The sequence below is a fragment of the Ectothiorhodospira mobilis genome, from assembly GCF_016584115.1.
Lineage (GTDB): Bacteria > Pseudomonadota > Gammaproteobacteria > Ectothiorhodospirales > Ectothiorhodospiraceae > Ectothiorhodospira > Ectothiorhodospira mobilis.
The window spans coordinates 34932-54564 of record NZ_NRSK01000009.1; the positions used below are offsets into that span (position 1 = coordinate 34932).

Below are 19633 nucleotides of genomic sequence, written 5' to 3' on the forward strand. Positions count from 1 at the left end.
GATCGCACCCTGTCAGCTTCATTTTCCGCTATTCTAGCCGGTCACCCAAACCCCATCCTGTGCCGGAGCAACACCCCATGTCGGATGCCCCCGAATCGGAACACGACGGACACCGCCTCACCCTGCGCAATACCCGGATGGAGGACTACGAGGATATCCGGGAGATCATGGAGGCGGTGTACAAGACCCTGGACGGGGCCTGGACCCGGGAGCAGTTCGAGTCCCAGATCCGGCGTTTCCCTGAGGGTCAGATCTGCATCGAGGACAACGGCAAGGTGGTGGCGGCCGCCATCAGCCTGATCGTGGACTACCGCCGCTGGGGCGACCGTCACCGCTACTGGGAGATTACCGGCAAGGGCTATCTCACCACCCACGACCCCGAGGGGGACACCCTCTACGGCGTGGACGTCTTCGTGCACCCGGACTACCGCGGCCTGCGCCTGGGGCGGCGACTCTACGACGCCCGCAAGGAACTGTGCGAGAAGCTCAACCTGCGGGCCATCGTCGCCGGCGGGCGCATCCCCGGCTACCACAAGTACCGGGACGAGATGAGCCCGCAGCAGTACGTGGAGCTGGTCAAGTCCAAGGAGATCATCGACCCGGTGCTCACCTTCCAGCTCTCCAACGACTTCCACGTGCGCCGCATCATCAACGACTACCTGCCGGACGACCGGGAGTCCCAGGCCTACGCCACCCTGCTGGAATGGATCAACATCTACTACGATGAGAAGGAGAAGCTCATCGGCGGCACCAAGCAGGTGGTGCGTGTGGGCGCCGTGCAGTGGCAGATGCGGCCCCTGGATTCCCTGGATGACCTGCTGCAGCAGATGGAGTACTTCGTGGACGCCGTCTCCGGCTACCAGTCGGACGTGATCCTCTTCCCCGAATTCTTCAACGGGCCCCTCATGGCCCAGTTCAATCAGGAGAACACCGCCGAGGCGGTGCGCCACCTGGCGGAATACACCGAGCCCCTGCGCCAGGAGATGGTGCGCCTGGCCCTGGCCTACAACATCAACATCATCGCCGGCAGCATGCCCGAGTACGAGGACCAGGAGCTGCGCAACGTCTCCTACCTCTGCCGCCGGGACGGCAGCTGGGACAAGCAGTACAAGCTGCACATCACCCCGGACGAGCGGGCCTACTGGGGCCTGCGGGGCGGGGACCAGGTGCGCATCTTCGACACCGATTTCGGCAAGATCGGCATCCTCATCTGCTACGACGTGGAATTCCCCGAACTGCCCCGTATCCTGGCGGATCAGGGTCTGCAGGTGCTGTTCGTGCCCTTCTGGACCGACACCAAGAACGCCTACCTGCGGGTGCGCCGCTGCGCCCAGGCCCGGGCCATCGAGAACGAATGCTACGTGGTCATCTCCGGCAGCGTCGGCAACCTGCCGCGGGTGGAGAACATGGACATGCAGTACTCCCAGGCGGCGGTGTTCACCCCCTCGGACTTCGCCTTCCCCCACGACGCCGTGGCGGCCGAGGCCACCCCCAACACCGAGATGACCCTCATCGCCGACCTGGACCTGGACAACCTCAAGGAGCTGCGCACCCACGGCAGCGTGCGCAACCTGGTGGACCGCCGCCTGGACCTGTATCAGGTGCGCTGGAAGCGCTGATCCCGCCCCGCCGCCGGCAGGCGGAAGCGCCGGCGCAGGCGGCCCAGGGGACCCCGCATCACCAGTTCCAGCTCCCAGGCGGTGTCCCGCCCGTCGGGCCCCGGGGACGGGTCCTGCGGCGCGGGCAGTCCCCCGGGGATACGGAAGGTGGCCCCCAGCCGCCGTCCGCGTCCCGTGGGAGGCAGGGCCGCGGCGGGCTGTGTCCCGCGCCAGAGGATATGGTGCTGGCGCGGTCCCTCGGAGGGGGCCTGCCGGGCGATGCAGGCCAGGGTCATGCGGGTGTCCCCCGGCGCCGAACTCAGCCCCGGGATCCGCACCACGCAGGGGACCTCGCCCCCTCCGGCCCCGGCCAGGGGGGCGCCTCCATACGGATCTCCCCCAGCCCCCGGCGCTCCATCCCCCGCTTCAGCGAGGTCCCCAGCAGCGCCACCCCGGAGAAGGTAAATAGACCCAGCACCGCCCACTGGACCCAGGGGGCCTCACCCGCCGGCGGCAGGCTGCGGTACAGGTATGCGCAGATCCCGAGCCATGTGACCCCGGCCAGGAAGGGGATCAGTGGCGACCGTGCCCCCTGCGGGTGTAGAGTAGGGCGGCCGGGATGGCCGGGCTCGGGCATGTCGGTCTCCTCGGACGCATCGAAGGCAAAGACCCAACCAGGGTAGATAAGCGATGGATGAATTCCAATTGCTCGTGGATCTCCACAAGGGCGCTCAACGCCAGGGTCCGGGCGGGGATGCCGAGACCCGAAGGGCCATCCAACTGTCCGGGCTGGATCCCGAGGCCCCGCTGAGGATCGCGGACATCGGCTGTGGTACCGGGGCCTCCACCCTGGTCCTGGCTTCGGTGCTGAAGCACGCCCGCATCACCGCCGTGGATTTCCTGCCGGAGTTCCTGGACGCGCTGATGGAGCGGGCCCGCATCGCCGGGGTGGCCGGGAGGATCACCCCCGTGTGCGCCAGCATGGAGGATCTGCTGCTCGGGGAGGGGGAGCTGGATGGGATCTGGTCCGAAGGGGCCATCTACAACATCGGCTTCGCCCGGGGCGTGGCGGAGTGGCGCCGTTACCTGAAACCCGGCGGACTGCTGATGGCCTCCGAGATCACCTGGCTGACCCCCACCCGTCCCGGGGAGATCCAGGCCTATTGGGAGGGGGAGTACCCCGAGATCGATCTGCCTTCCGCCAAGATGAGGGTGTTGGAGGAGAACGGGTACTCCCCCATCGGCTACTTCGTGCTGCCCGAGCACTGCTGGCTGGAGCACTACTATCGACCCATGCAGTCCGGATTCGCGGCCTTTCTCCAGCGCAATGGCCACAGCGCCCAGGCGCGGGCGCTGGTGGAGGCGGAACGGCGGGAGATGGAGCTGTACGAGCGGTTCAGGACGTACTACAGCTATGGCGTATACCTGGCCCGCAAGGCATGCGAGGATGCTCCATGACCACCGCTGTACGGGGCCGGTACGCAGACGGCGGACATCAGTGACCGGGACGGGGCGCCCCTGGGACAGGGCCCCATACTGCGGGGAAAGCCCCGGCCCCACGCGAGGAGGGCGCCATGCATTTCCGACAGCTCTATGAACCCGAATCCTCCACCTTCACCTACCTGCTGGCCTGCCCCGATACCGGGGTCACGGCCCTGATCGATCCCGTGCTGGAGACCGTGGAACGGGATCTGGAAGTGCTCCAGTCCATGGGACTGACCCTGGATTTTGCGGTGGAAACCCATATCCACGCCGATCACATCACGGGCGCACTTCGGCTCAAACAGGCCACCGGCTGCCGCATCGTCGGCCCGGCCATGGATGCGCTCCCCTGCCGGGACATGGGGGTGCGCGAGGGCGAGCCCTTCGAAATCGGCCGCATCGTCCTGAACCCGCTGTTCACCCCCGGGCACACCGATACCCACCACGCCTACCTGCTGGATCACCACGGCCTCAAGCTGTTGTTCTCGGGCGATGCCCTGCTGATCGAAAGCTGCGGGCGTACCGACTTCCAGTCCGGCGATGCCCACAGGCTGTACCACAGCATCCACGATCAGTTCTTCCGCCTGCCCGACGAGACCCTGGTCTATCCCGCCCACGACTACGAAGAGCGGCGCATCACCACCATCGGCCAGGAAAAGCTGCGCAATCCCCGCCTGGGGAAAGGCCGTACCGAGGCCGAGTTCGTGCAGATCATGCACGACATGGACCTGCCCTATCCCCGCAAGATCGATTTCTCGGTGCCCGGTAACGAACAATGCGGTGCGAGTCCGGACACCCTGCCGGATGGGATGGGCGGCCAGCGCGAGTCGAGTCGGCAGGGCTAGGCGGTACCAGCCCCGGCAGGGGTTCTATTCCCCGTCCCCGGAACCGTCCAGCACCTCCAGCAGCTCCACCTCGAAGAGGAGGGTCTCCGCCGGGCCGATGCTGGGTCCGGCGCGGCCCTCGCCGTAGGCCAGCTGGGGGGGCACCACCAGCCGCGCCCGGCTGCCCTCGGGCATGCTGGTCAGGGCCTGGCGCCAGCCGGGGATGGTGTCCTTCACCGCGATCACTGCGGGGGCGCCGCGCTCCCGGGAGCTGTCGAAGACCCGCCCGTCCAGGTGACGGCCCTCGTAATGGACCCGCACCCGGTCCTCCGGGCCGGGCACCGGACCATCCCCCCGGGCCAGCATCTCCACCTGCAGGCCGTTGTCCAGGGTGACCACCCCGGGATCATCGGCCCGGGCGGCGCGGTAGGCCTCGCCCGCCTCGATGTTCATCTCCCGCAGCAGGATCTCGTCCTGCATCTGCCCTGGGGTCATGCCGCAACTGCGCAGGGCCAGCAGCACCAGCAGCAGGGAGACCCCGCCCGCCGCGCCCACGCTGAGGACGGTCCCCGCCAGGGCACGCAGACGCCGGGACCTCACCAGGGAATGTCCCCGCCGTCGATGTCGATGAAGCGGCCGCTGTCGTCGGGGCCCAGGCGGCCGAAGATGCCCCGCAGGGCGGTGGCGCTCTCCTGCACGGAGATCTCGCCGTTGGGGCCGCCCATGTCCGTGCGCACCCAGCCGGGGTGCTGGGCCACCACGGTGATGCCCCGGGGCCGCAGATCCTGGGCGGCGCTGACCACCACGGCGTTCAGGGCCGCCTTGGTGGAGCGATAGACATAGAGCCCGCCGGAGCGGTTGTCGGCGATGCTGCCCATCTTGCTGGTCATGTTCACCATGAGCCGGCGTTCGCTGGCGGCGACGCTGTCCGCCAGGGCCTCCATGAGCTTGAGCGGGGCGATGGTGTTGATGCGGAAGGTCTCGATCCAGGCGGCCTCGTCCGTCTCCCCGAAGGGGGCCACCGGGCCGAAGGCGCCGGCGTTGTTGATGAGGATGTCCAGGGCACGCCCCTGCATCACCGCCGCCAAGGCCGCCACCTGGGCCGGCTGGGTCACGTCCAGGGGCTGCACGCTCACCTGTCCCTGGGTGTCCGCCGCCAGGCGGTTCAGTTCCGGAGCGCGCTCGGGATGGCGGCAGGCGGCGATCACCCGTGCCCCGGCCTGGGCGTACTGCCGCGTCAGTTCCAGGCCGATGCCGCGGCTGGCCCCGGTGATGAGTATGGTCTCGGTCATATGGCGCTCTCTCTGCATCAGTGCACACTCAGGCGATGATGGACCCGGTACCGGGGGGGATCAAGGCCCGGCGCACATCCTGCAAGTCAGGGTCTACACTCCGTGAAAGGTGCCTGATTGCCTTGCGGCGGAAGGATGGGATGTCCGGCGCATTTTTTCCCCTTTCCGGCCCCTATCATGCCCGGTTGCGCCCGATGTAAAGGAACCGAAGATGATCCATCCTGGCCGTGCCGATCCCTTCCGCATGCCCCCGGGCCCCCGGAGGGCCGCATGAACGCCTCCGCTGGCACCCCGGCGGCCCGGGAGGGCGCGGGCGGTGTGCTCGTGGTGGACGACTCCCGCGTCATGCGCCAGGCCCTGAAGAAGATCCTCAGTCCGGTCTACCAGGTGCATGAGGCCGCCGACGGCGAGGTGGCCTGGGAGATCCTGCAGGCGCAGACGGACATCGGCTGCGTCTTCACCGATCTGTCCATGCCGCGCCTGGACGGTTATGGTTTGCTGCAGCGTATCCGGGAGAGCGGCGAGGCCCGCCTGCAGCGCCTCCCCGTGGTGGTGATCACCGGCAACGAGGACGATACTGCCACACGTACCCGGGCCGAGTCCTGCGGGGCCGATGACGTGGTGATGAAGCCCTTCCGCGCCGGGCAGATCCTGGACACCGCCGGCCGCCTCCTGTCGGCCCCCGCCGTCCCGGGGGAGGCGGCCAAGCCCGCCGCCGCATCCCCCGTGCAGGCCCCTGCGGCAGGGGGGGAGACCGGAGGGGATGCCGGGGAGGAGGCGGCGCAGCTGCGGGAACAACTGGAGCGGGTGCGGGAGCAGGTCCGTGCCGGTACCCAGGAGCGTGCCCGTCTGGAACGGGAGCTGGAACAGTTGCGCAGCGAGCTGATGCTGCGTCAGCAGACCTCCGACGAGGCCGAGGCCGGGCGGCGGATCCGCGCCCTGGAGTCCCGGCTGCAAGAGGCGGAGGCGGGTCGGGAGGGCCTGCAGGCGGAGCTGCAGGAGGCATCGGAACGCCTGATGGAGACGGACCGCCAGGTGCGCGAGGCCAACCGCGCCCGCCAGGAGGCGGAGGCGGAGGTGCAGCGCCTGCACCGGGAGCTGGATTCGGCGCGGGAGCGCACCGGCGCGGCGGAACGGGCCCTGGCCGCCAGCGACGGCCGCGCCCCGGAACGACCGCAGGGGGAGCTGCAGGCCCGGGCCGAGGCGGCGGAACTGGCCCGGCTGCAGGCGGAGGACGAGCTGGTGCAGGCCCTCTCCCGTGTCGAACGGGCGGAGCAGGAGCGGGAGACGGCCCGCCAGGAGACCCGGGACCTGCGCGCCCGCCTCAACCGCCTGCAGCGGCAGATGCAGGAACGGGAGGCGCAGGAGGCGGAGCGGCGCCGGGCCCTGGAGACGGAACTGGCCCGGGTCCGGGAGGAGGCCCCCGCCGGGAGCGTCGGGCAGGACGGTGGGGGGCCGCCCCCCTCCGGGGAGGGGCAGGCCGCCGCGCCGTCCCAGGACGATGCCGGGGCCCCGCCGGGGGAGGCGCGGACCGACGGCGGGGCCGCCCCCGCGCCGCCGCGCCCCGCCGCGACGGTCTCCCCCGTGGCCCGCTGGGAGGTGGAGCGGGCGCGCAAGCTGCGCCTGCGGCGCGGGATCGCCTGGGGGATCGCCGCGCTGGCGCTGTCGGTGGCGGCCTTCTTCCTGGGGGGGCGCCTCCTCTGAGGCCGGACCGCGGCCGGGAGGCCGTCCACCCCCGGAATCGTTCCGTCGGCGGGGTTGCGGGTCGCCCCGCAGCGCCCGCTTGAGTGTATGATGGGGGACCCTAAGGGAAAGCCCAGGCAAGCCGGCTCCGGGAGCGGGACGGCGTATGAAATCCGGGGGAAGCCATGTCATTGACGATCGAACAGATGGTGGATCAGGCCACGGGTCTGGTGTCCCTGCCGGCGGTGGCGGTTCGCCTCAACGCCCTGGTGGAGGATCCCGAGGCCACCGTGGCGGACATCGGCCGGCTCATCAGCCAGGACCCGGCCCTGACCATCCGTCTGCTGCAGGTGGCCAACAGCCCCTTCTACGGCCTCTCCCACCGGGTGGACACCATCTCCCGGGCCGTCAACGTCATCGGCATCCGCCAGATCCGCGACCTGGTGCTGGCCACCACCGTGGCCAAGGCCTTCGAGGGCATCCCCAACGAACTCATGTCCATGGAGGACTTCTGGCGCCACAGCATCTACTGCGGCCTGGTGGCGCGTCTGCTGGCCGAGGATACGGGCCTGCGGGAGACGGAGTCCGTGTTCATCGCCGGCCTGCTGCACGATATCGGTCGCCTGCTGATCTTCAACCGCGAGCCGGATGAGGCCCATCAGGCCTTCCTCCTGGGCATCGCCAAGGGCGGGGGTATGCCGCCGCAACGGGCGGAGCGGGAGGTGCTCGGCTACGACCACGCCCAGGTGGGCGGGGCCCTGGCGGGCCACTGGAACCTGCCGGACAACCTCATCCACTGCATCCGCTATCACCACGAGCCCCTGGCCACGCCCGAATACCCGCAGCAGGTGGCGCTGGTGCACATCGCCAACACCGTGGCCCACATGGCCGAACTGGATACCCGCGACCCTGAGGATGCCCCCCCCATCGAGCCCGGGGTCTGGGAGCGGGCGGGACTCGACCCGTCCATCCTCCGCTCCCTCATCGAGCGCGCCCAGCAGCAGGTGGTGGAGGTGGAGGCCCTCATCCTCGACCGGGAATGACGCATACCGGGATGCGCCGCCCGTCCTCCCCCTGAGATCGCGACGCCATGGAACCGTCCGCCGACACCGAGCACACGCTGTGGTACATGCGCCGGGACGGGCGCGTGCGGGGTCCCTATCCCGCGGGGGTGGTCTCCCGCTACCTGCTCCTGGGCCGCCTGCGCCTGGAGGATGAGATCAGCCCGGACGGGCAACACTGGCATCCCGTGGAGACCTATCCCCATCTCATCCCGCGGGAGCTGCTGGAGGCCGACACCCCCGAGGGGCGGGAACGCCTGCTGCAGGCGCGTATGCGGGAGGACGAGCGTCTGCGGGAGCGGCGCGTGGCGGGATCCGCCGAGGAGGCGATCTACCGCGACCTGCGCCAGGGGGAGCGGCGCCGTCCGGAGCCGCCGGAGATGCTGCAGCACCGGCGCCAGCGGGCGGAACTGCTCTCCCGTGTGCCGGGTGCGCGCCGTCTCCCGGGTGGGTTGCGCCTGTGGACGGGAGGGGCGCTGCTGTTGGTGCTGGCCCTGGTCGGGCTGTTCTTCTGGAGTTCCGAGCCGCCACCCCATTCCGGGCGCCCGGACTGCACCGCCCCGGCCGCCCCGGGGGTGAACTGGGACTACTGCCGCAAGGCGGGGGCGGACCTGTCCGGGGCGGACCTCACCGGTGCCCGGCTGAGCAACGCGGACCTGCTGGGGGTGCGTCTGCGGGAGGCCCGCCTCTCCGGGGCCGATCTCTCCTATGCCGACCTGCAGCGTGCGCATCTGTCCGGGGCGGATCTGAGCGGCGCGCGCCTGGTGGGCGCGGTGCTGCGGGATGCGGATCTCACCGGGGCACGTCTCACCGGTGCGGATCTGGGCTATGCCGACCTGCGCGGGGCGGACCTGACAGGGGCGGACCTGGAGGGGGTCCGTCTGGGGCATGCCCTGTGGACGGACGGGCGCCCCTGTCCCGAAGGGGCCATAGGGGGATGTGCCGCCCCCTGAGCCCCCCCCGCGCCTGAACCGGATGCCTCAGGGACTACCGTTGGCCGTCATCTGCAGGCAGGGGACGCGGGCCTGCAGGATGGCCTGACGGATCACCTCGATGGCCTTGGGGCGGGGGAAGCTGGAACGCCAGGCCAGGGCCACCTGGCGGAAGGGGGCGGGCGCCTCGAAGGGGCGGATGGCCAGCAGGTCCCGGGTGTAGCGGTCGTCCCCGGCGGCGGAACAGGGCAGCACGGTCACCCCCATGCCCGTGGCCACCATGTGGCGGATGGTCTCCAGGGAGCTGCCCTCCACGGTGTACTGGATGTCGTTGCCCGAGCCCACCATGGTGTGGCATTCCGGGCAGAAGTGCAGCACCTGCTCCCGGAAGCAGTGGCCTGCCCCCAGCAGCAGCAGGTTCTCCCGCGCCAGGTCGTTCACCCGCAGCCGTTGCCGCGCGCCCAGGGGGTGCCCCGCCGGCAGCACCGCCACGAAGGGTTCCTCGTAGAGGGGCAGGGTGACCACCCCGGGCTGCTCGAAGGGGAGGGCGATGATGATGGCATCCAGTTCCCCCTGTTTGAGGCGTTCCGCCAGGCGCGCGGTGTAGTTCTCCTCGATCACCAGGGGCAGCCTGGGCGCGCGGCGGTGCACCTCCGGCACCAGGTGGGGCAGCAGGTAGGGCCCGATGGTATGGATGGCCCCCAGGCGCAGCGGGCCGCTCAGGGGATCCCGGCCCTGACGGGCCAGTTCCCCCAGGGTATCCACCTCCTCCAGCACCCGCTGCGCCTGGCGCACCACCTGATCCCCCACGGGGGTGATGCTCACCTCGGTCTTGCTGCGTTCGAACAGGATCACCCCCAGTTCCTCCTCCAGCTTCTTCACCGCCACGCTCAGGGTGGGCTGGCTTACATGGCAGCACTCGGCCGCGCGGCCGAAGTGGCGTTCACGGGCCACGGCGACGATGTAGCGGAGCTCGGTCAGGGTCATGGGGGCATCTTCTCGCGATGGGGGCGCTGCCGCGTCATCCGGTCCGCCGGATGGGTTCTCCCCGGGAGTGTAATGGATCCGCATGCCCCGGGGGGCCTCCTGTGGGGGCGGGCTGTATGGGGAGGCCGGGGATGCGTATGATGCCCCCCATTCCCCCACCCTGGGGGGAAGGGGTTTTTCCTCCACAGAGGACCGGTATGGGATCCTTCTTCACCCGGGTGCGCAGCGGCGTGGTCTTCCGCCTGCCGCGGCACATCCCCGTTGCCTACAAACTGGGCGCGATCATCTCCCTGCTGCTGGTGGGTTCCATGGCCCTGGTGGGGGCCGTGATCCTGGAGCAGCAGCGGGCGCTGCTGCGCACGCAGATGGATGCCTTCGGCCATTCCACCGTGATGCAGCTGGCGGAGTCCTCCAAGGAGTTGGTCCTGGCCGACGACGGCCTGGCCCTGGAGGCCCTCATCGTCAACCTGGTGGGCAGCGGCGCGGTGCTGGGGGCGGCCGTGCAGGACCGCAGCGGGCGGGTCCTGGCCCGCTCGGGCCGGGTGCCCGCCGGCACACAGGCGGTTGCGCCGGGAGCGGACGCGGCGGTCTACCGCGAGGCGATCCGTTTCCGCGAGATGACCCTGGGCACCGCCGTGGTGACCCTGAGCCAGGCCGGCGAGCGCCGCGCGGTGGCGGCCACCCTGCGCACCATCCTGTTCACCACCCTGGCGGTCAGCCTGCTTGGGGGCGCCGCCGCCTTCGCTTTGGGACGTCATCTCTCCCGGCCCCTGCACCGCCTGGTGGACGCCACCCGGGCCATCGGCGCCGGGGCGTATCATCACCGCCTGCCGGAGGCGCGCCGGGACGAACTGGGGCATCTGATGCGCGCCTTCAATCACATGGCCCGGGGCCTGCAGGAAAAATCCCAGGTGGAGGGGGCTCTGAGCCGTTATGTCTCCGACGGCGTGGCCCGGGAGATCCTGAACAACCTGGACCGGCTCGGTCTGGGGGGACGCCAGGTGGAGGCCTCGGTGGTGTTCGCCGACATGGCCGGCTTCACCCGCCTGGCGGAGACCCTGCCCCCGGATCAGGTGGCCGGCCTGCTGAACACCTATTTCACCCACGTGAGCCACATCGCCCGCCATTACCGTGGCAGCATCGACAAGTTCATGGGCGACGGCGTCATGCTGGTCTTCGGCGTCACCGAGGATGACCCGGACCACCGCTTCCACGCCATCGCCAGCGGGGTGATGCTGCAATCCCTGGTGGCGCGGCTGAACCGCTCGCGCCAGGCGGCGGGGGAGCCGCCGGTGCAGTTTCGTGTGGGGGTCAACAGTGGCCCCATGCTGGCGGGCAACATGGGGGCGGAGGACCGGCTGCAGTACACCGTGGTGGGGGATGCGGTGAACCTGGCGGCGCGGCTCATGGCCGCCGCCGGGCCGGGGGAGGTCCTGGCCCCCCGGGAGCTGTGCCGGCACGCTGATGTCCGCCACCGGGTGCGGGCACAGGCCCACCGTGACATCCCGGTGCGGGGCAAGGCGGAACCGGTGCCCACCTGTTGCGTGGCGGATCTGGCCCCGTCCTGCCGGCAGGCCATGGAGGCCCGCCTGACGCGACTGCTCGGCGAGGGGACGGCGGCATGAGGGGGCTGATGATCCTGGGCGCGGTGTGCCTGCTGGCGGGCTGCGCCCCCATCACCGCCTCCATGGACCTGACCCCCGCCGAGGCGGTGCGCCGGGCCGTGGAGCGTCAGGACTACGGCCGCGCACGGGAGATCCTGCGGCGGCAGGAGGCGCGCGGGGAGGTGGCGCTGCCGCAGTCCCAGGTGGTGCGTGTGCAGCGCCTGGCCACTGCTCTGGAACAGGCGATGCTGCTGCAGGCGGCGGGGCATCTGCGGCGGGGGGAGTGGGCGGCGGCGGAAGCGGCCTACCGGCGGGGTCTTGCCTGCTGCCCCGACAGTCGTGCACTGACGGCCGCACGGGAGCGGGCCCGGGAGGAGCAGGCGGCCCGGTTGCAGGCCCTGCGCATCCGCCTGCTCCTGGCCCGGGGGCGCCATCTTGCGCGCCTGGCGGGGCTGTACCCGCAGTGGCTTCGTCTCGCCCCGCAGGATGCGGCGGCGCGGCGGGAGTGGGAGGCGGTCCGGGCCCAGGTGGGGCCGATGGCGCAGGCCCTGACCCGGCTGGGGGCCCGGGCCCTGGCCGGGGATGCCCCCTTTCTGGCCGTGGAGAGCCTGGAACTGGCCCGGGCCCTGGACCCGGGTGAGGCCGCCGAGCGGCGCCTGCAGGCGGCCCGTGCGGCCCGGGAGGGCCACCTGCTGGCGTTGCAGGAACGACGCCGGGCCGAGGTCGAGGCCCTGGGGCGGGCCCGGCTGGCAGCCTTTCGCAGGGCCCTGGATGCGGGGGCGTTGATAGGCGCGCGCCGGCACCTGCAGGCCCTGGCGGCGGATCCCCCCCGGGGAGTGGATCTGGCGGAACTGCGCGCCCACCTGGAACGGGCCGTCACGGCGCGCATCGACTCCGGGCTGGAGGCGGGGCGGCGCCATTACCTGGCGGGGCGGATCCGCGAGGCCCTGGCGGTCTGGCGGGGATTGCAGGCATTGCGTCCGGGGGATGCGGAACTGGCGGCCCATGTGCGCCGCGCCGAACGCGCCCTGGACTCCCTGCGCGCCCTGGAGGGGAGGTCAGTCCCCGCCGAAGAGGCGTCCGGCGATGCGAAAGCCGGCGGCGTAGGTGCCCAGGGCCGAACCCAGGGTGGAGAACAGGAACACCAGCAGGACCCGTGACACCCGGTTGCGCCACCAGCCGCGCAGGTGGGCCGTGTCCCGGCGCAGCTGGGAGAAATCGCCCACGGTGGGCTTGCGCAGCCAGGCCTCGGCGGCGGCGGCGACAAACCCTGCGCCGATGGTGGGGTTGAGCGAGGTCAGGGGGGCCGCCAGGGCGGCGGTGACCACGGTGACGGGATGGGCGGCGGCGAGGATGGCCCCGAGGCCCGTGAGCAGGCCGTTGATCAGTACCCAGTCGGCCACCAGCTGCCATCCCAGTTGCGGATTGCGGCTGAATCCCAGCACGAAGCCCGCCAGGATCAGGGCCACGATCAACCAGGGGATGGCCCGCGGCCAGCGCGCCGGCGGGGGTTCCTGATCCAGTTCGCGGATCACCTGGGCCGGGGGCTCGGCGGTGTCCGCCTCCAGGGCCTCCCGGATACCGGCCAGGTGTCCTGCCCCCACCACCGCCAGCAGATGGCGGTGGCCGCCTGCGGCGGCCTCCTGGCGGATGCGGGCCGCCATATAGCGGTCCCGTTCGCGGATCAGGGGGTCGTACAGGGCCCGGGACTCCTGGGCGAACTGGTCGAAGGTGGATTCCAGCAGGTCGCCGCCCTTGAGGCGTTCGATCTCCTCCTCGGAGATGCGCTCCCGGGTGAGGATCCCGGCCAGCAGGCCGGTGAACAGGTTCATGCGCCGCCACCAGGGGATGTTGCGGTAACAGCGGCGCAGGGTGGTGCCCACCTCCCGGTCGATGAGCAACACCGGCAGGCCGGCGTTTTGTGCCTCGTGGAGGGCGGCGCGCATCTCCGCGCCGGGTTCGATGCCGAACTGCTCCGCCATGCGCTGCTGATAGGCCCCCAGGGCCAGGCTGGCGGTGACCATGGGGGCCTTGCCCCGGCGCAGCACCTGGAACAGGTCCATGCGCGCCAGGGCGCCGGGGTCCGCCAGGGCGTCATGGCGGCTGGGGCAGAGTTCCACCGCCACGGCATCGAAGGTGCCGCTGCGGACCAGCTCGCGCACGGTCTCGGCCGACACCCGGGAGACATGGGCCGTGCCCAGCACGGTCACGCGGGTGCCGTCCAGTTCCAGGGTGAAGCGGGGATCTTCCGGGGGTCGGGCTGCGGGGGCGGCGGGTTCCATGGGCGAAGGGGGTCCGGGCAAAAGGGCAACGATAGCAGCCCCCGCCGGTACTGTCTTCAGCCCGGCAGGGGATCCGCCCAGACGATGCGGTCGCGGCCGCTGTCCTTGGCCCGGTACATGGCCCGGTCGGCACGGCGGAAGAGGGTGCCGGGTTCCTCGCTGCCGCTGCCGCAGGCGATGCCGATGCTCACCGTGATGTCGATGGCCTGGCCCGGGGCGATCTCCAGGGGACGCTCACGGATGGCCTCGTGGAGGCGCCGGGCCCCCTGGTCCGCCGCCCCGGGATCGGCGTCTCCCATGAGCAGGACGAATTCCTCCCCGCCGTAGCGGAAGACCATGTCGCTCCTGCGGGTGAGGGCGCGCAGGCGGTCGGCCACCGCCAGCAGCACCTGATCCCCCGCCTGGTGGCCGAAACGATCGTTCACCGCCTTGAAGTGGTCCACGTCCAGCACCAGCAGGCACAGGTTTCCGCCGGAGCGCCTTGCCACCGCCATCTCCCGCTCCAGCAGGCGGTCCAGGGCGGCCCGGTTCAGCAGCCCGGTGAGTGGATCGGTCTGCGCCGACTGCACGGCCTGGTGATAGAGCAGGGCGTTGCGCAGGGGGTAGACCAGCACGGTCAGGGCCTCCTCCAGGGCGTTCAGCTCCGCCGTGCGGAACTTGCGTCCACGCAGGATGCGCAATTCCCCCAGGGGGGTCTGTTCCACCACCAGGTTATAGCTGCAGACATGGCGCGAGATGCGGCCGTGGCTGATGTGGATGCCCTGTGCCTGGCAATCGAAGGCGATGCCATCGTGGGGCACCAGCAGGTTCAGCGAGTCGGAGAAGATCCGGATCAGGGGGTCCAGTTCCAGGGTCGTCTGCAGGCGCTGCAGGATGGCCGCCGGGCTCGGCGGGATGGCCGCAGCCCCCTGGGGGGGCAGGTCCCCCTTGCCGCCCTGCAGCAACTGCGTGGGGCCGGACATCAGCGTATTGTCGCCCTTGTGGGCCTGCTGGAGCGGTGAGCGGATGATGTGGCGCATCATGGCGGGGACTCGGCTGGGTGTTGCCTGCCGTGAAGCGATTTCCGTGCCAGACTTGGATGCGCCCATGATTCAATGGGTTGCGCTTGTATTGAGGATGGGCGACGGAAATCCGTCGCCGCCCTCGGCCGTTCCGTTCCAGGGTGTGACGGATTTCCGGTCCCGCCGGGGCGGCGGTGCGCCCGGTGGGCTGGTAGACTCCCGCCCCATGCTGAAACTGGAAGACCTGACATTGCGCCGGGGGCCCCACGTCCTGTTCGAAGGGGCCGATCTCACCCTCCATCCGGGTTGGCGCGTGGGCCTGACCGGGGCCAATGGCACGGGCAAGTCCAGCCTCTTCGCCCTGCTGCTGGGGGAGCTGTCGCCGGACCGGGGCCACTGCCGGCTGCCGGAGGGCTGGGTGATCGCCCATGTGGCACAGGAGGTGGAGGCCTCGCAGCGCACGGCCCTGGACTATGTCATGGACGGCGACGCGGAGTTGCGCCGGCTGCAGGGCGAGGTGGAGGCGGCCCAGGCCGCCGGTGACGGCACCCGCCTGGGGGCCCTGCACAGCCGCCTGGACGCCATCGACGCCTGGACCGCCGAGAGCCGGGCGGGGCGTCTGCTCCACGGCCTGGGATTCGCCCCCGGCGAGGAGCAGCGGCCGGTGTCCACCTTCTCCGGGGGCTGGCGCATGCGCCTGAACCTGGCCCGGGCCCTCATGTGCCGTTCCGACCTGCTGCTGCTGGACGAGCCCACCAACCACCTGGATCTGGAGGCGGTGCTGTGGCTGGAGCAATGGCTTGCCCAGTATCCCGGCACCCTCCTGCTCATCTCCCACGACCGGGATTTCCTGGACCGGGTGGTGAGCCACGTGGCCCACATCGAGCAGGGCCGCGTCACCCTCTACAGCGGCACCTATTCCGATTTCGAGCAGGCCCGGGCCGAGGCCCTGCGCCGCCAGCAGGCCCAGCACGAGCGCCAGCAGCGGGAGATCGCCCACCTGGAGGGCTTCGTGGCCCGCTTCCGCGCCAAGGCCACCAAGGCCCGCCAGGCCCAGAGCCGGCTCAAGGCCCTGGAGCGCATGACCCGGGTGGCCGCCGCCCATGTGGACACCCCCTTTCGCTTCACCTTCCCCGCCCCGCAGCGTCTGCCGGACCCTTTGCTCAAGCTGGACCGGACCGCGGCGGGGTACGCTGAGACGCCGGTGCTGACCGGCGTGGAGTTGTCCCTGCACCCCGGGGATCGCCTGGGGCTGCTGGGGCCCAACGGGGCCGGCAAGTCCACCCTGGTGCGGCTGCTGGCGGGGGCGGCGGAGCCGGTGTCGGGACGGCGGGAACCGGCCCCGGACCTGGCGGTGGGCTACTTTGCCCAGCATCAGCTGGAGCAGCTGGACCTGGAGGCCAGCCCCCTGCTGCATCTGCAGCGCCTGGACCCCGGGGCCCGGGAACAGCCCCTGCGGGATTTTCTGGGGGGCTTTGGTTTCCACGGCGATCAGGCCCTGGCGCCGGTGGGACCCTTCTCCGGCGGGGAGAAGGCCCGCCTGGTGCTGGCCCTGCTGGTGTACCAGCGGCCCAACCTGCTGCTTCTGGACGAGCCCACCAACCACCTGGACATGGACATGCGCCATGCCCTGGAGATGGCCCTGCAGGGGTTCGAGGGGGCGGTGGTGCTGGTCTCCCACGACCGCCACATGCTGCGCAGCGTCTGCGATGACTTCCTCTTGGTGGCCGACGGCGGTGTGGCCCCCTTCGATGGGGACCTGGAGGACTACCGCCAGTGGCTGGCGGAGCGGGAGCGGGCGGCCCAGCCCCCCCAGGGGGCCTCCGCCGGGGATCACGGCGCCACCCGGCGCAAGGCCCGCCGGCGGGAGGAGGCGGAGCGCCGCCGCCGCCAGAAGCCCCTGCGGGACCGGGTGGCCCGGCTGGAGCGGGAGCACGAGGATCTGGAGCGCCAGCGGGCGGAACTGGAGCAGGCCCTGGCCGACCCCGCCCTCTACGAGGAGGGGGGCAAGGCCCGCCTGCAGGAGCTGCTGGGGGGCCAGGCCCGGGTGGAACGGGATCTGGCGCGGGTGGAGGGGGAATGGCTGGAGGCCTGCGAGGCCCTGGAACAGGACGGGGCCGGAGAATGACCGGCCGCCGCTAGTCGCCGCCGGTGACCTGGATGCGGTATGTCTCCAGCAGACGGCCGTCCTGATCCACCACCCGCACCGTCCAGGGGCCGGTCCACTGCGGTCGGAGGGTCTTGCTGGACCAGACGCGCCAGCGTGGTCCATCCACCTGGAAGCGCACCTCGCCCATGTCCCAGCCCTGGTAACGCCACTGGTGGACGATGGCGCCCCCCTCGTGGTTCCGGATCTCGGTGAAGAACAGGACCTTGCCGGCATCGGCGTCCACCGCCTCCAGGCGGTCCACCGGTTCCCGGTGCTCGATGCCGGAGGTGAACGCGGCCCGGGCGACGTGGCCGTGGGGGCCGGGTCCGGTCTCCCGGGGAACGCCCTGCTGGGCCCGGTCTTCGGGGGTGTCCTCCCCATTGGGGGGCTCAACCCCCTGGTCCTCGGCCCCCTCCTCCATGTTCCGGGACCCGGCCTCCGTGGCAGGGGGGTCGTCCTTCCCCGTGCCGCCGGCTCGGGGGGGCTCCTCCATGGTTTTGTCCTCCCTGGCCTCGCCCCCGATTCCATCCCCGTATCCGTCGGTGGCGGCTGGGTCCATGCCGCCCGCCTCGCCGGCGGGGCCGTCGGGGGTCGCCGGGTCCTGTGCGCCCGGGGCTGGTTCCTGGGGCATGCCGGTGTCCCCGGTTCCGGTCTGTACCCCGCCGGGAGCATCGCCCGGCATTCCGGAGGCCGCCCCGTCGCCGGACTGGGCCAGGCGCAGCGCGGGGTGGTCCGTTTCCCCGTGATGGTGGGCGGCGGCCGGCTGCAACGGCAGCAGAAGGGCCAGGGCGGCGGGGGCCACCAGGCGGGGGGCGAGAGAACGCGGCGGGTTCGGCTGTCTCATGGACTCGGTCTCCCTGCTGTCATCTTTTTCGCCATGGAGCATAGGGGCGGTGCAGCGCCCGCGCCAGGGCCAGGAGCGGGGATCGTGACGTGTGCCACGGCGGCGGTCACTGCACGATGAAACCCGTGAAGTAGAGATTGCTCACCGCCTGGGAGCCGGTGATCTCCTGCATGGTCTCCTGCAGCCGTGCCAGGGCTTCGCTGCGCAGGGTCTCGCGGTTGCTGGCCTTCTGCACGGCCTCGGGATCGCGGCCACCGAAGAAGGTGATGAGGCGGTCGCGGACCACGGGCATGTGTTTTTCCAGTTTGGCGGCGTCCTCGGCCGTCTCCACGTAGAACTGGGCCTGGATCTGCAGGTATTGGGGGCGGCGCGGGTTGTCCAGGTTCACCACCAGGGCCGGTTCCAGGGGGAGGTAGCCGGGATAGGTCTTCTCCGGCTTGCCGCCGCCGGCGGCCTGGGCCGTGGTGCCCAGGCCCAGCATCAGGATCAGGGTCAGTATCCGGGCGGGGTGGACGAGTCTGCGGATGGCTGCTTGCATGGGGCTGGCTACTCTCGGGTCGGCATCGAAGGGGTGGGAGGAGGGCGGTCCGCCATCGGCGGGCCGTCCCGGTGCGGGGGTCATTCCCCCGCCTCCTCTGCCGGGAAGAGGACGGTGCGTTTCGGATCCATGCGCAGCATCTCCCGTCCCACTCGGGTGGGCAAAAGATGGCGCCGCCCGTCCAGAAAGGCGATGCACAGCCGCCCCTCGGCCAGGGCCTGCTGCTGGGACGGGGTCACGTAGACATGCTTGATGCTCTGGCCCACCTGGAAGTGGTAGGGCAGCTCCGCCTGCTCGCTGTTCTCGCGGTGGGCGGACACCAGCTCCCGCAACCGGGCCTTGAGGGCGCGCTCCGTGGGGCCGCCGGAGGGCGTGCGCTCCTTGCGGGGGGCGGCGCTCTGGCGGGCCCTGTCGCCGGATGGCTTGCCCTTTCCGGGGGTGCGTCGCGGCCCTTTGCCCCGGTGGCCCTTGCCCGCTTTGCGCGGCGCGGGGGCCTCCGCCTGCCGGACCTGTTCCTCGCTGACCAGTCCGGCCTGAAGCAGTTGTTCGCGCAGGCTCCGGGTCATGCGGTGCTCCCGGTTGCAGCGTCCCTTCCCCCCGGCAGGCGGGCCAGCGGATCCTGGCGGAAGAATCGCCGGAATTGATCGTAGACCTCGGGGTAATGTTCCGCCAGCAGGCGGGGTTGGACGAAGAAATATTCACTCATGACGGCGAAGAACTCGGCCGGATCCTGGGCGGCATAGGGGTCAAACGGACGGCTGTCGGCATGCCGGTGGAGGTCATCGTAGGCCGTCGTCATGATCCGGGTCCAGTCCCGGGGGGGCATGTCCCGGTGCAGCGGAGGCATGCCGTTGGCGCTGCCGTTGCGCATGTCCAGGGTGTGGGTGAACTCGTGGATGGCCAGGGATTCCCCCCGCTGCAGTGTCCCCCAGGAGAGGACCACGGGGCCCCGTTCCCAGGCCTCGCCGCTGTAGGGGGCCTCGTCCATGTGCAGGACGCCCCATTCGTCCACCACCTCGTGGCGGGGCAGGAAGTCGTCGGCGTAGACGATGATGCTGGTCCACTGGTCGTACCAGTCCAGCCCCAGCTCCAAAATGGGCAGGCAGGCCTCCAGGGCGATGTCCAGGGCCATCTCCGGGCTGATCTCCAGGCCATGGGCACCGAAGAAGCGTTTCTCCTCCAGGAACTGGGTGGTCAGGACCCGCAGACGGGCCCGCTCTGCCGGGTTCAGTGCCGCCGACAGGGGGAGGCTCTGCACGGCCCGGCGCCAGAGGGTGTCCGGTATGGGGGCGCGGGCCAGGGCGCGTCGGCGGCGCCAGTTGCGCAGCAATGAGGCCATGGAGGCGCATCCGTGAT

General features: G+C 70.9%; 19 protein-coding genes. 9 read left to right on the forward strand and 10 right to left on the reverse strand.

Annotation, left to right across the window (positions count from 1 at the left end; translation table 11 throughout):
* The first annotated feature begins 77 nt into the window (after positions 1-77).
* Positions 78-1619 carry a bifunctional GNAT family N-acetyltransferase/carbon-nitrogen hydrolase family protein gene (locus tag CKO33_RS05585; RefSeq protein ID WP_200180144.1) on the forward strand — a complete coding sequence of 514 codons (1542 nt, stop codon included), beginning with the start codon at positions 78-80 and terminating at the stop codon, positions 1617-1619.
* Here the strand turns inward: CKO33_RS05585 and CKO33_RS05590 are convergent.
* On the reverse strand, positions 1598-1894 hold the full coding sequence (locus CKO33_RS05590; protein ID WP_200180146.1) for a hypothetical protein: 297 nt from the start codon (positions 1892-1894) through the stop codon (positions 1598-1600). The two genes, CKO33_RS05585 and CKO33_RS05590, sit on opposite strands and share 22 nt — an antisense overlap.
* 394 nt (positions 1895-2288) lie before the next feature.
* Here CKO33_RS05590 and CKO33_RS05595 point away from each other — a divergent pair, with 394 nt between their 5' ends.
* The gene (locus tag CKO33_RS05595) at positions 2289-3056 is read left to right on the forward strand and encodes a class I SAM-dependent methyltransferase (RefSeq protein WP_200180148.1); all 768 of its coding nucleotides are present in this window, start codon (positions 2289-2291) and stop codon (positions 3054-3056) included.
* A gap of 116 nt (positions 3057-3172) precedes the next feature.
* Positions 3173-3925: an MBL fold metallo-hydrolase gene (locus CKO33_RS05600; RefSeq protein ID WP_200180150.1), complete on the forward strand. Its 753-nt coding sequence runs from the start codon at positions 3173-3175 to the stop codon at positions 3923-3925.
* 24 nt (positions 3926-3949) lie between these two features.
* Here the strand turns inward: CKO33_RS05600 and CKO33_RS05605 are convergent, their stop codons facing one another.
* Both CKO33_RS05605 and CKO33_RS05610 read right to left on the reverse strand, forming a co-directional pair.
* Positions 3950-4504 (reverse strand): FKBP-type peptidyl-prolyl cis-trans isomerase, encoded by a 555-nt coding sequence (locus tag CKO33_RS05605; protein ID WP_338081734.1) that lies wholly within the window; start codon positions 4502-4504, stop codon positions 3950-3952.
* A complete protein-coding gene (locus CKO33_RS05610; RefSeq protein WP_200180152.1) occupies positions 4501-5196 on the reverse strand; it encodes an SDR family oxidoreductase in 696 nt (231 codons plus the stop codon). Before CKO33_RS05610 ends, CKO33_RS05605 begins: the two co-directional genes overlap by 4 nt.
* Positions 5197-5466: 270 nt before the next feature.
* Between CKO33_RS05610 and CKO33_RS05615 the strand changes: the two genes are divergently transcribed.
* From CKO33_RS05615 to CKO33_RS05625, 3 genes are all read left to right on the forward strand, one after another.
* A complete protein-coding gene (locus CKO33_RS05615) occupies positions 5467-6900 on the forward strand; it encodes a response regulator (protein ID WP_200180154.1) in 1434 nt (477 codons plus the stop codon).
* A 164-nt stretch (positions 6901-7064) separates the two neighbouring features.
* A complete protein-coding gene (locus CKO33_RS05620) occupies positions 7065-7922 on the forward strand; it encodes an HDOD domain-containing protein (protein ID WP_200180156.1) in 858 nt (285 codons plus the stop codon).
* Between the two features lie 47 nt (positions 7923-7969).
* Positions 7970-8893: a pentapeptide repeat-containing protein gene (locus CKO33_RS05625; RefSeq protein ID WP_200180158.1), complete on the forward strand. Its 924-nt coding sequence runs from the start codon at positions 7970-7972 to the stop codon at positions 8891-8893.
* A gap of 27 nt (positions 8894-8920) precedes the next feature.
* Here CKO33_RS05625 and CKO33_RS05630 read toward each other — a convergent pair whose 3' ends face one another.
* Positions 8921-9859, reverse strand: coding sequence for a hydrogen peroxide-inducible genes activator (locus CKO33_RS05630; protein ID WP_200180160.1), 939 nt, complete (start codon positions 9857-9859; stop codon positions 8921-8923).
* A gap of 197 nt (positions 9860-10056) precedes the next feature.
* Here CKO33_RS05630 and CKO33_RS05635 point away from each other — a divergent pair, with 197 nt between their 5' ends.
* Together CKO33_RS05635 and CKO33_RS05640 are read left to right on the forward strand one after the other, a co-directional pair.
* Entirely contained in the window at positions 10057-11484 is a 1428-nt protein-coding gene (locus tag CKO33_RS05635) for an adenylate/guanylate cyclase domain-containing protein (RefSeq protein ID WP_200180162.1), read from the forward strand.
* Positions 11481-12623 carry an outer membrane protein assembly factor BamD gene (locus CKO33_RS05640; RefSeq protein WP_200180164.1) on the forward strand — a complete coding sequence of 381 codons (1143 nt, stop codon included), beginning with the start codon at positions 11481-11483 and terminating at the stop codon, positions 12621-12623. Before CKO33_RS05635 ends, CKO33_RS05640 begins: the two co-directional genes overlap by 4 nt.
* Here CKO33_RS05640 and CKO33_RS05645 read toward each other — a convergent pair.
* Together CKO33_RS05645 and CKO33_RS05650 are read right to left on the reverse strand one after the other, a co-directional pair.
* Positions 12522-13745 (reverse strand): TraB/GumN family protein, encoded by a 1224-nt coding sequence (locus CKO33_RS05645; protein ID WP_200180166.1) that lies wholly within the window; start codon positions 13743-13745, stop codon positions 12522-12524. The genes CKO33_RS05640 and CKO33_RS05645 overlap by 102 nt on opposite strands.
* Before the next feature lie 56 nt (positions 13746-13801).
* Complete coding sequence (locus CKO33_RS05650; protein WP_200180168.1) at positions 13802-14767, reverse strand: GGDEF domain-containing protein; 966 nt, start codon at positions 14765-14767, stop codon at positions 13802-13804.
* Positions 14768-14972: 205 nt separating this feature from the next.
* Here CKO33_RS05650 and CKO33_RS05655 point away from each other — a divergent pair, with 205 nt between their 5' ends.
* The gene (locus CKO33_RS05655) at positions 14973-16874 is read left to right on the forward strand and encodes an ATP-binding cassette domain-containing protein (protein WP_200180175.1); all 1902 of its coding nucleotides are present in this window, start codon (positions 14973-14975) and stop codon (positions 16872-16874) included.
* Positions 16875-16884: 10 nt separating this feature from the next.
* Here the strand turns inward: CKO33_RS05655 and CKO33_RS13815 are convergent, their stop codons facing one another.
* The 4 genes from CKO33_RS13815 to CKO33_RS05675 form a co-directional block, all read right to left on the reverse strand.
* The gene (locus CKO33_RS13815; RefSeq protein WP_200180177.1) at positions 16885-17739 is read right to left on the reverse strand and encodes a DUF2914 domain-containing protein; all 855 of its coding nucleotides are present in this window, start codon (positions 17737-17739) and stop codon (positions 16885-16887) included.
* A 106-nt stretch (positions 17740-17845) separates the two neighbouring features.
* The gene (locus CKO33_RS05665) at positions 17846-18277 is read right to left on the reverse strand and encodes a flagellar basal body-associated FliL family protein (RefSeq protein WP_200180178.1); all 432 of its coding nucleotides are present in this window, start codon (positions 18275-18277) and stop codon (positions 17846-17848) included.
* Positions 18278-18357: 80 nt separating this feature from the next.
* Positions 18358-18843: a DUF2058 family protein gene (locus CKO33_RS05670; protein ID WP_200180180.1), complete on the reverse strand. Its 486-nt coding sequence runs from the start codon at positions 18841-18843 to the stop codon at positions 18358-18360.
* Positions 18840-19616: a M90 family metallopeptidase gene (locus tag CKO33_RS05675; protein ID WP_200180182.1), complete on the reverse strand. Its 777-nt coding sequence runs from the start codon at positions 19614-19616 to the stop codon at positions 18840-18842. Before CKO33_RS05675 ends, CKO33_RS05670 begins: the two co-directional genes overlap by 4 nt.
* Positions 19617-19633: the final 17 nt, after the last annotated feature.

Coding starts and splice junctions, on each gene's coding strand:
- CKO33_RS05630 (WP_200180160.1), bottom strand. CDS start 9,859: ATGACCCTGACCGAGCTCCGCTACATCGTCGCCGTGGCCCGTGAACGC.
- CKO33_RS05615 (WP_200180154.1), top strand. CDS start 5,467: ATGAACGCCTCCGCTGGCACCCCGGCGGCCCGGGAGGGCGCGGGCGGT.
- CKO33_RS05655 (WP_200180175.1), top strand. CDS start 14,973: ATGCTGAAACTGGAAGACCTGACATTGCGCCGGGGGCCCCACGTCCTG.
- CKO33_RS05665 (WP_200180178.1), bottom strand. CDS start 18,277: ATGCAAGCAGCCATCCGCAGACTCGTCCACCCCGCCCGGATACTGACC.
- CKO33_RS05675 (WP_200180182.1), bottom strand. CDS start 19,616: ATGGCCTCATTGCTGCGCAACTGGCGCCGCCGACGCGCCCTGGCCCGC.
- CKO33_RS05650 (WP_200180168.1), bottom strand. CDS start 14,767: ATGATGCGCCACATCATCCGCTCACCGCTCCAGCAGGCCCACAAGGGC.
- CKO33_RS05595 (WP_200180148.1), top strand. CDS start 2,289: ATGGATGAATTCCAATTGCTCGTGGATCTCCACAAGGGCGCTCAACGC.
- CKO33_RS05590 (WP_200180146.1), bottom strand. CDS start 1,894: ATGACCCTGGCCTGCATCGCCCGGCAGGCCCCCTCCGAGGGACCGCGC.
- CKO33_RS05620 (WP_200180156.1), top strand. CDS start 7,065: ATGTCATTGACGATCGAACAGATGGTGGATCAGGCCACGGGTCTGGTG.
- CKO33_RS05635 (WP_200180162.1), top strand. CDS start 10,057: ATGGGATCCTTCTTCACCCGGGTGCGCAGCGGCGTGGTCTTCCGCCTG.
- CKO33_RS05585 (WP_200180144.1), top strand. CDS start 78: ATGTCGGATGCCCCCGAATCGGAACACGACGGACACCGCCTCACCCTG.
- CKO33_RS13815 (WP_200180177.1), bottom strand. CDS start 17,739: ATGAGACAGCCGAACCCGCCGCGTTCTCTCGCCCCCCGCCTGGTGGCC.
- CKO33_RS05645 (WP_200180166.1), bottom strand. CDS start 13,745: ATGGAACCCGCCGCCCCCGCAGCCCGACCCCCGGAAGATCCCCGCTTC.
- CKO33_RS05625 (WP_200180158.1), top strand. CDS start 7,970: ATGGAACCGTCCGCCGACACCGAGCACACGCTGTGGTACATGCGCCGG.
- CKO33_RS05610 (WP_200180152.1), bottom strand. CDS start 5,196: ATGACCGAGACCATACTCATCACCGGGGCCAGCCGCGGCATCGGCCTG.
- CKO33_RS05600 (WP_200180150.1), top strand. CDS start 3,173: ATGCATTTCCGACAGCTCTATGAACCCGAATCCTCCACCTTCACCTAC.
- CKO33_RS05670 (WP_200180180.1), bottom strand. CDS start 18,843: ATGACCCGGAGCCTGCGCGAACAACTGCTTCAGGCCGGACTGGTCAGC.
- CKO33_RS05640 (WP_200180164.1), top strand. CDS start 11,481: ATGAGGGGGCTGATGATCCTGGGCGCGGTGTGCCTGCTGGCGGGCTGC.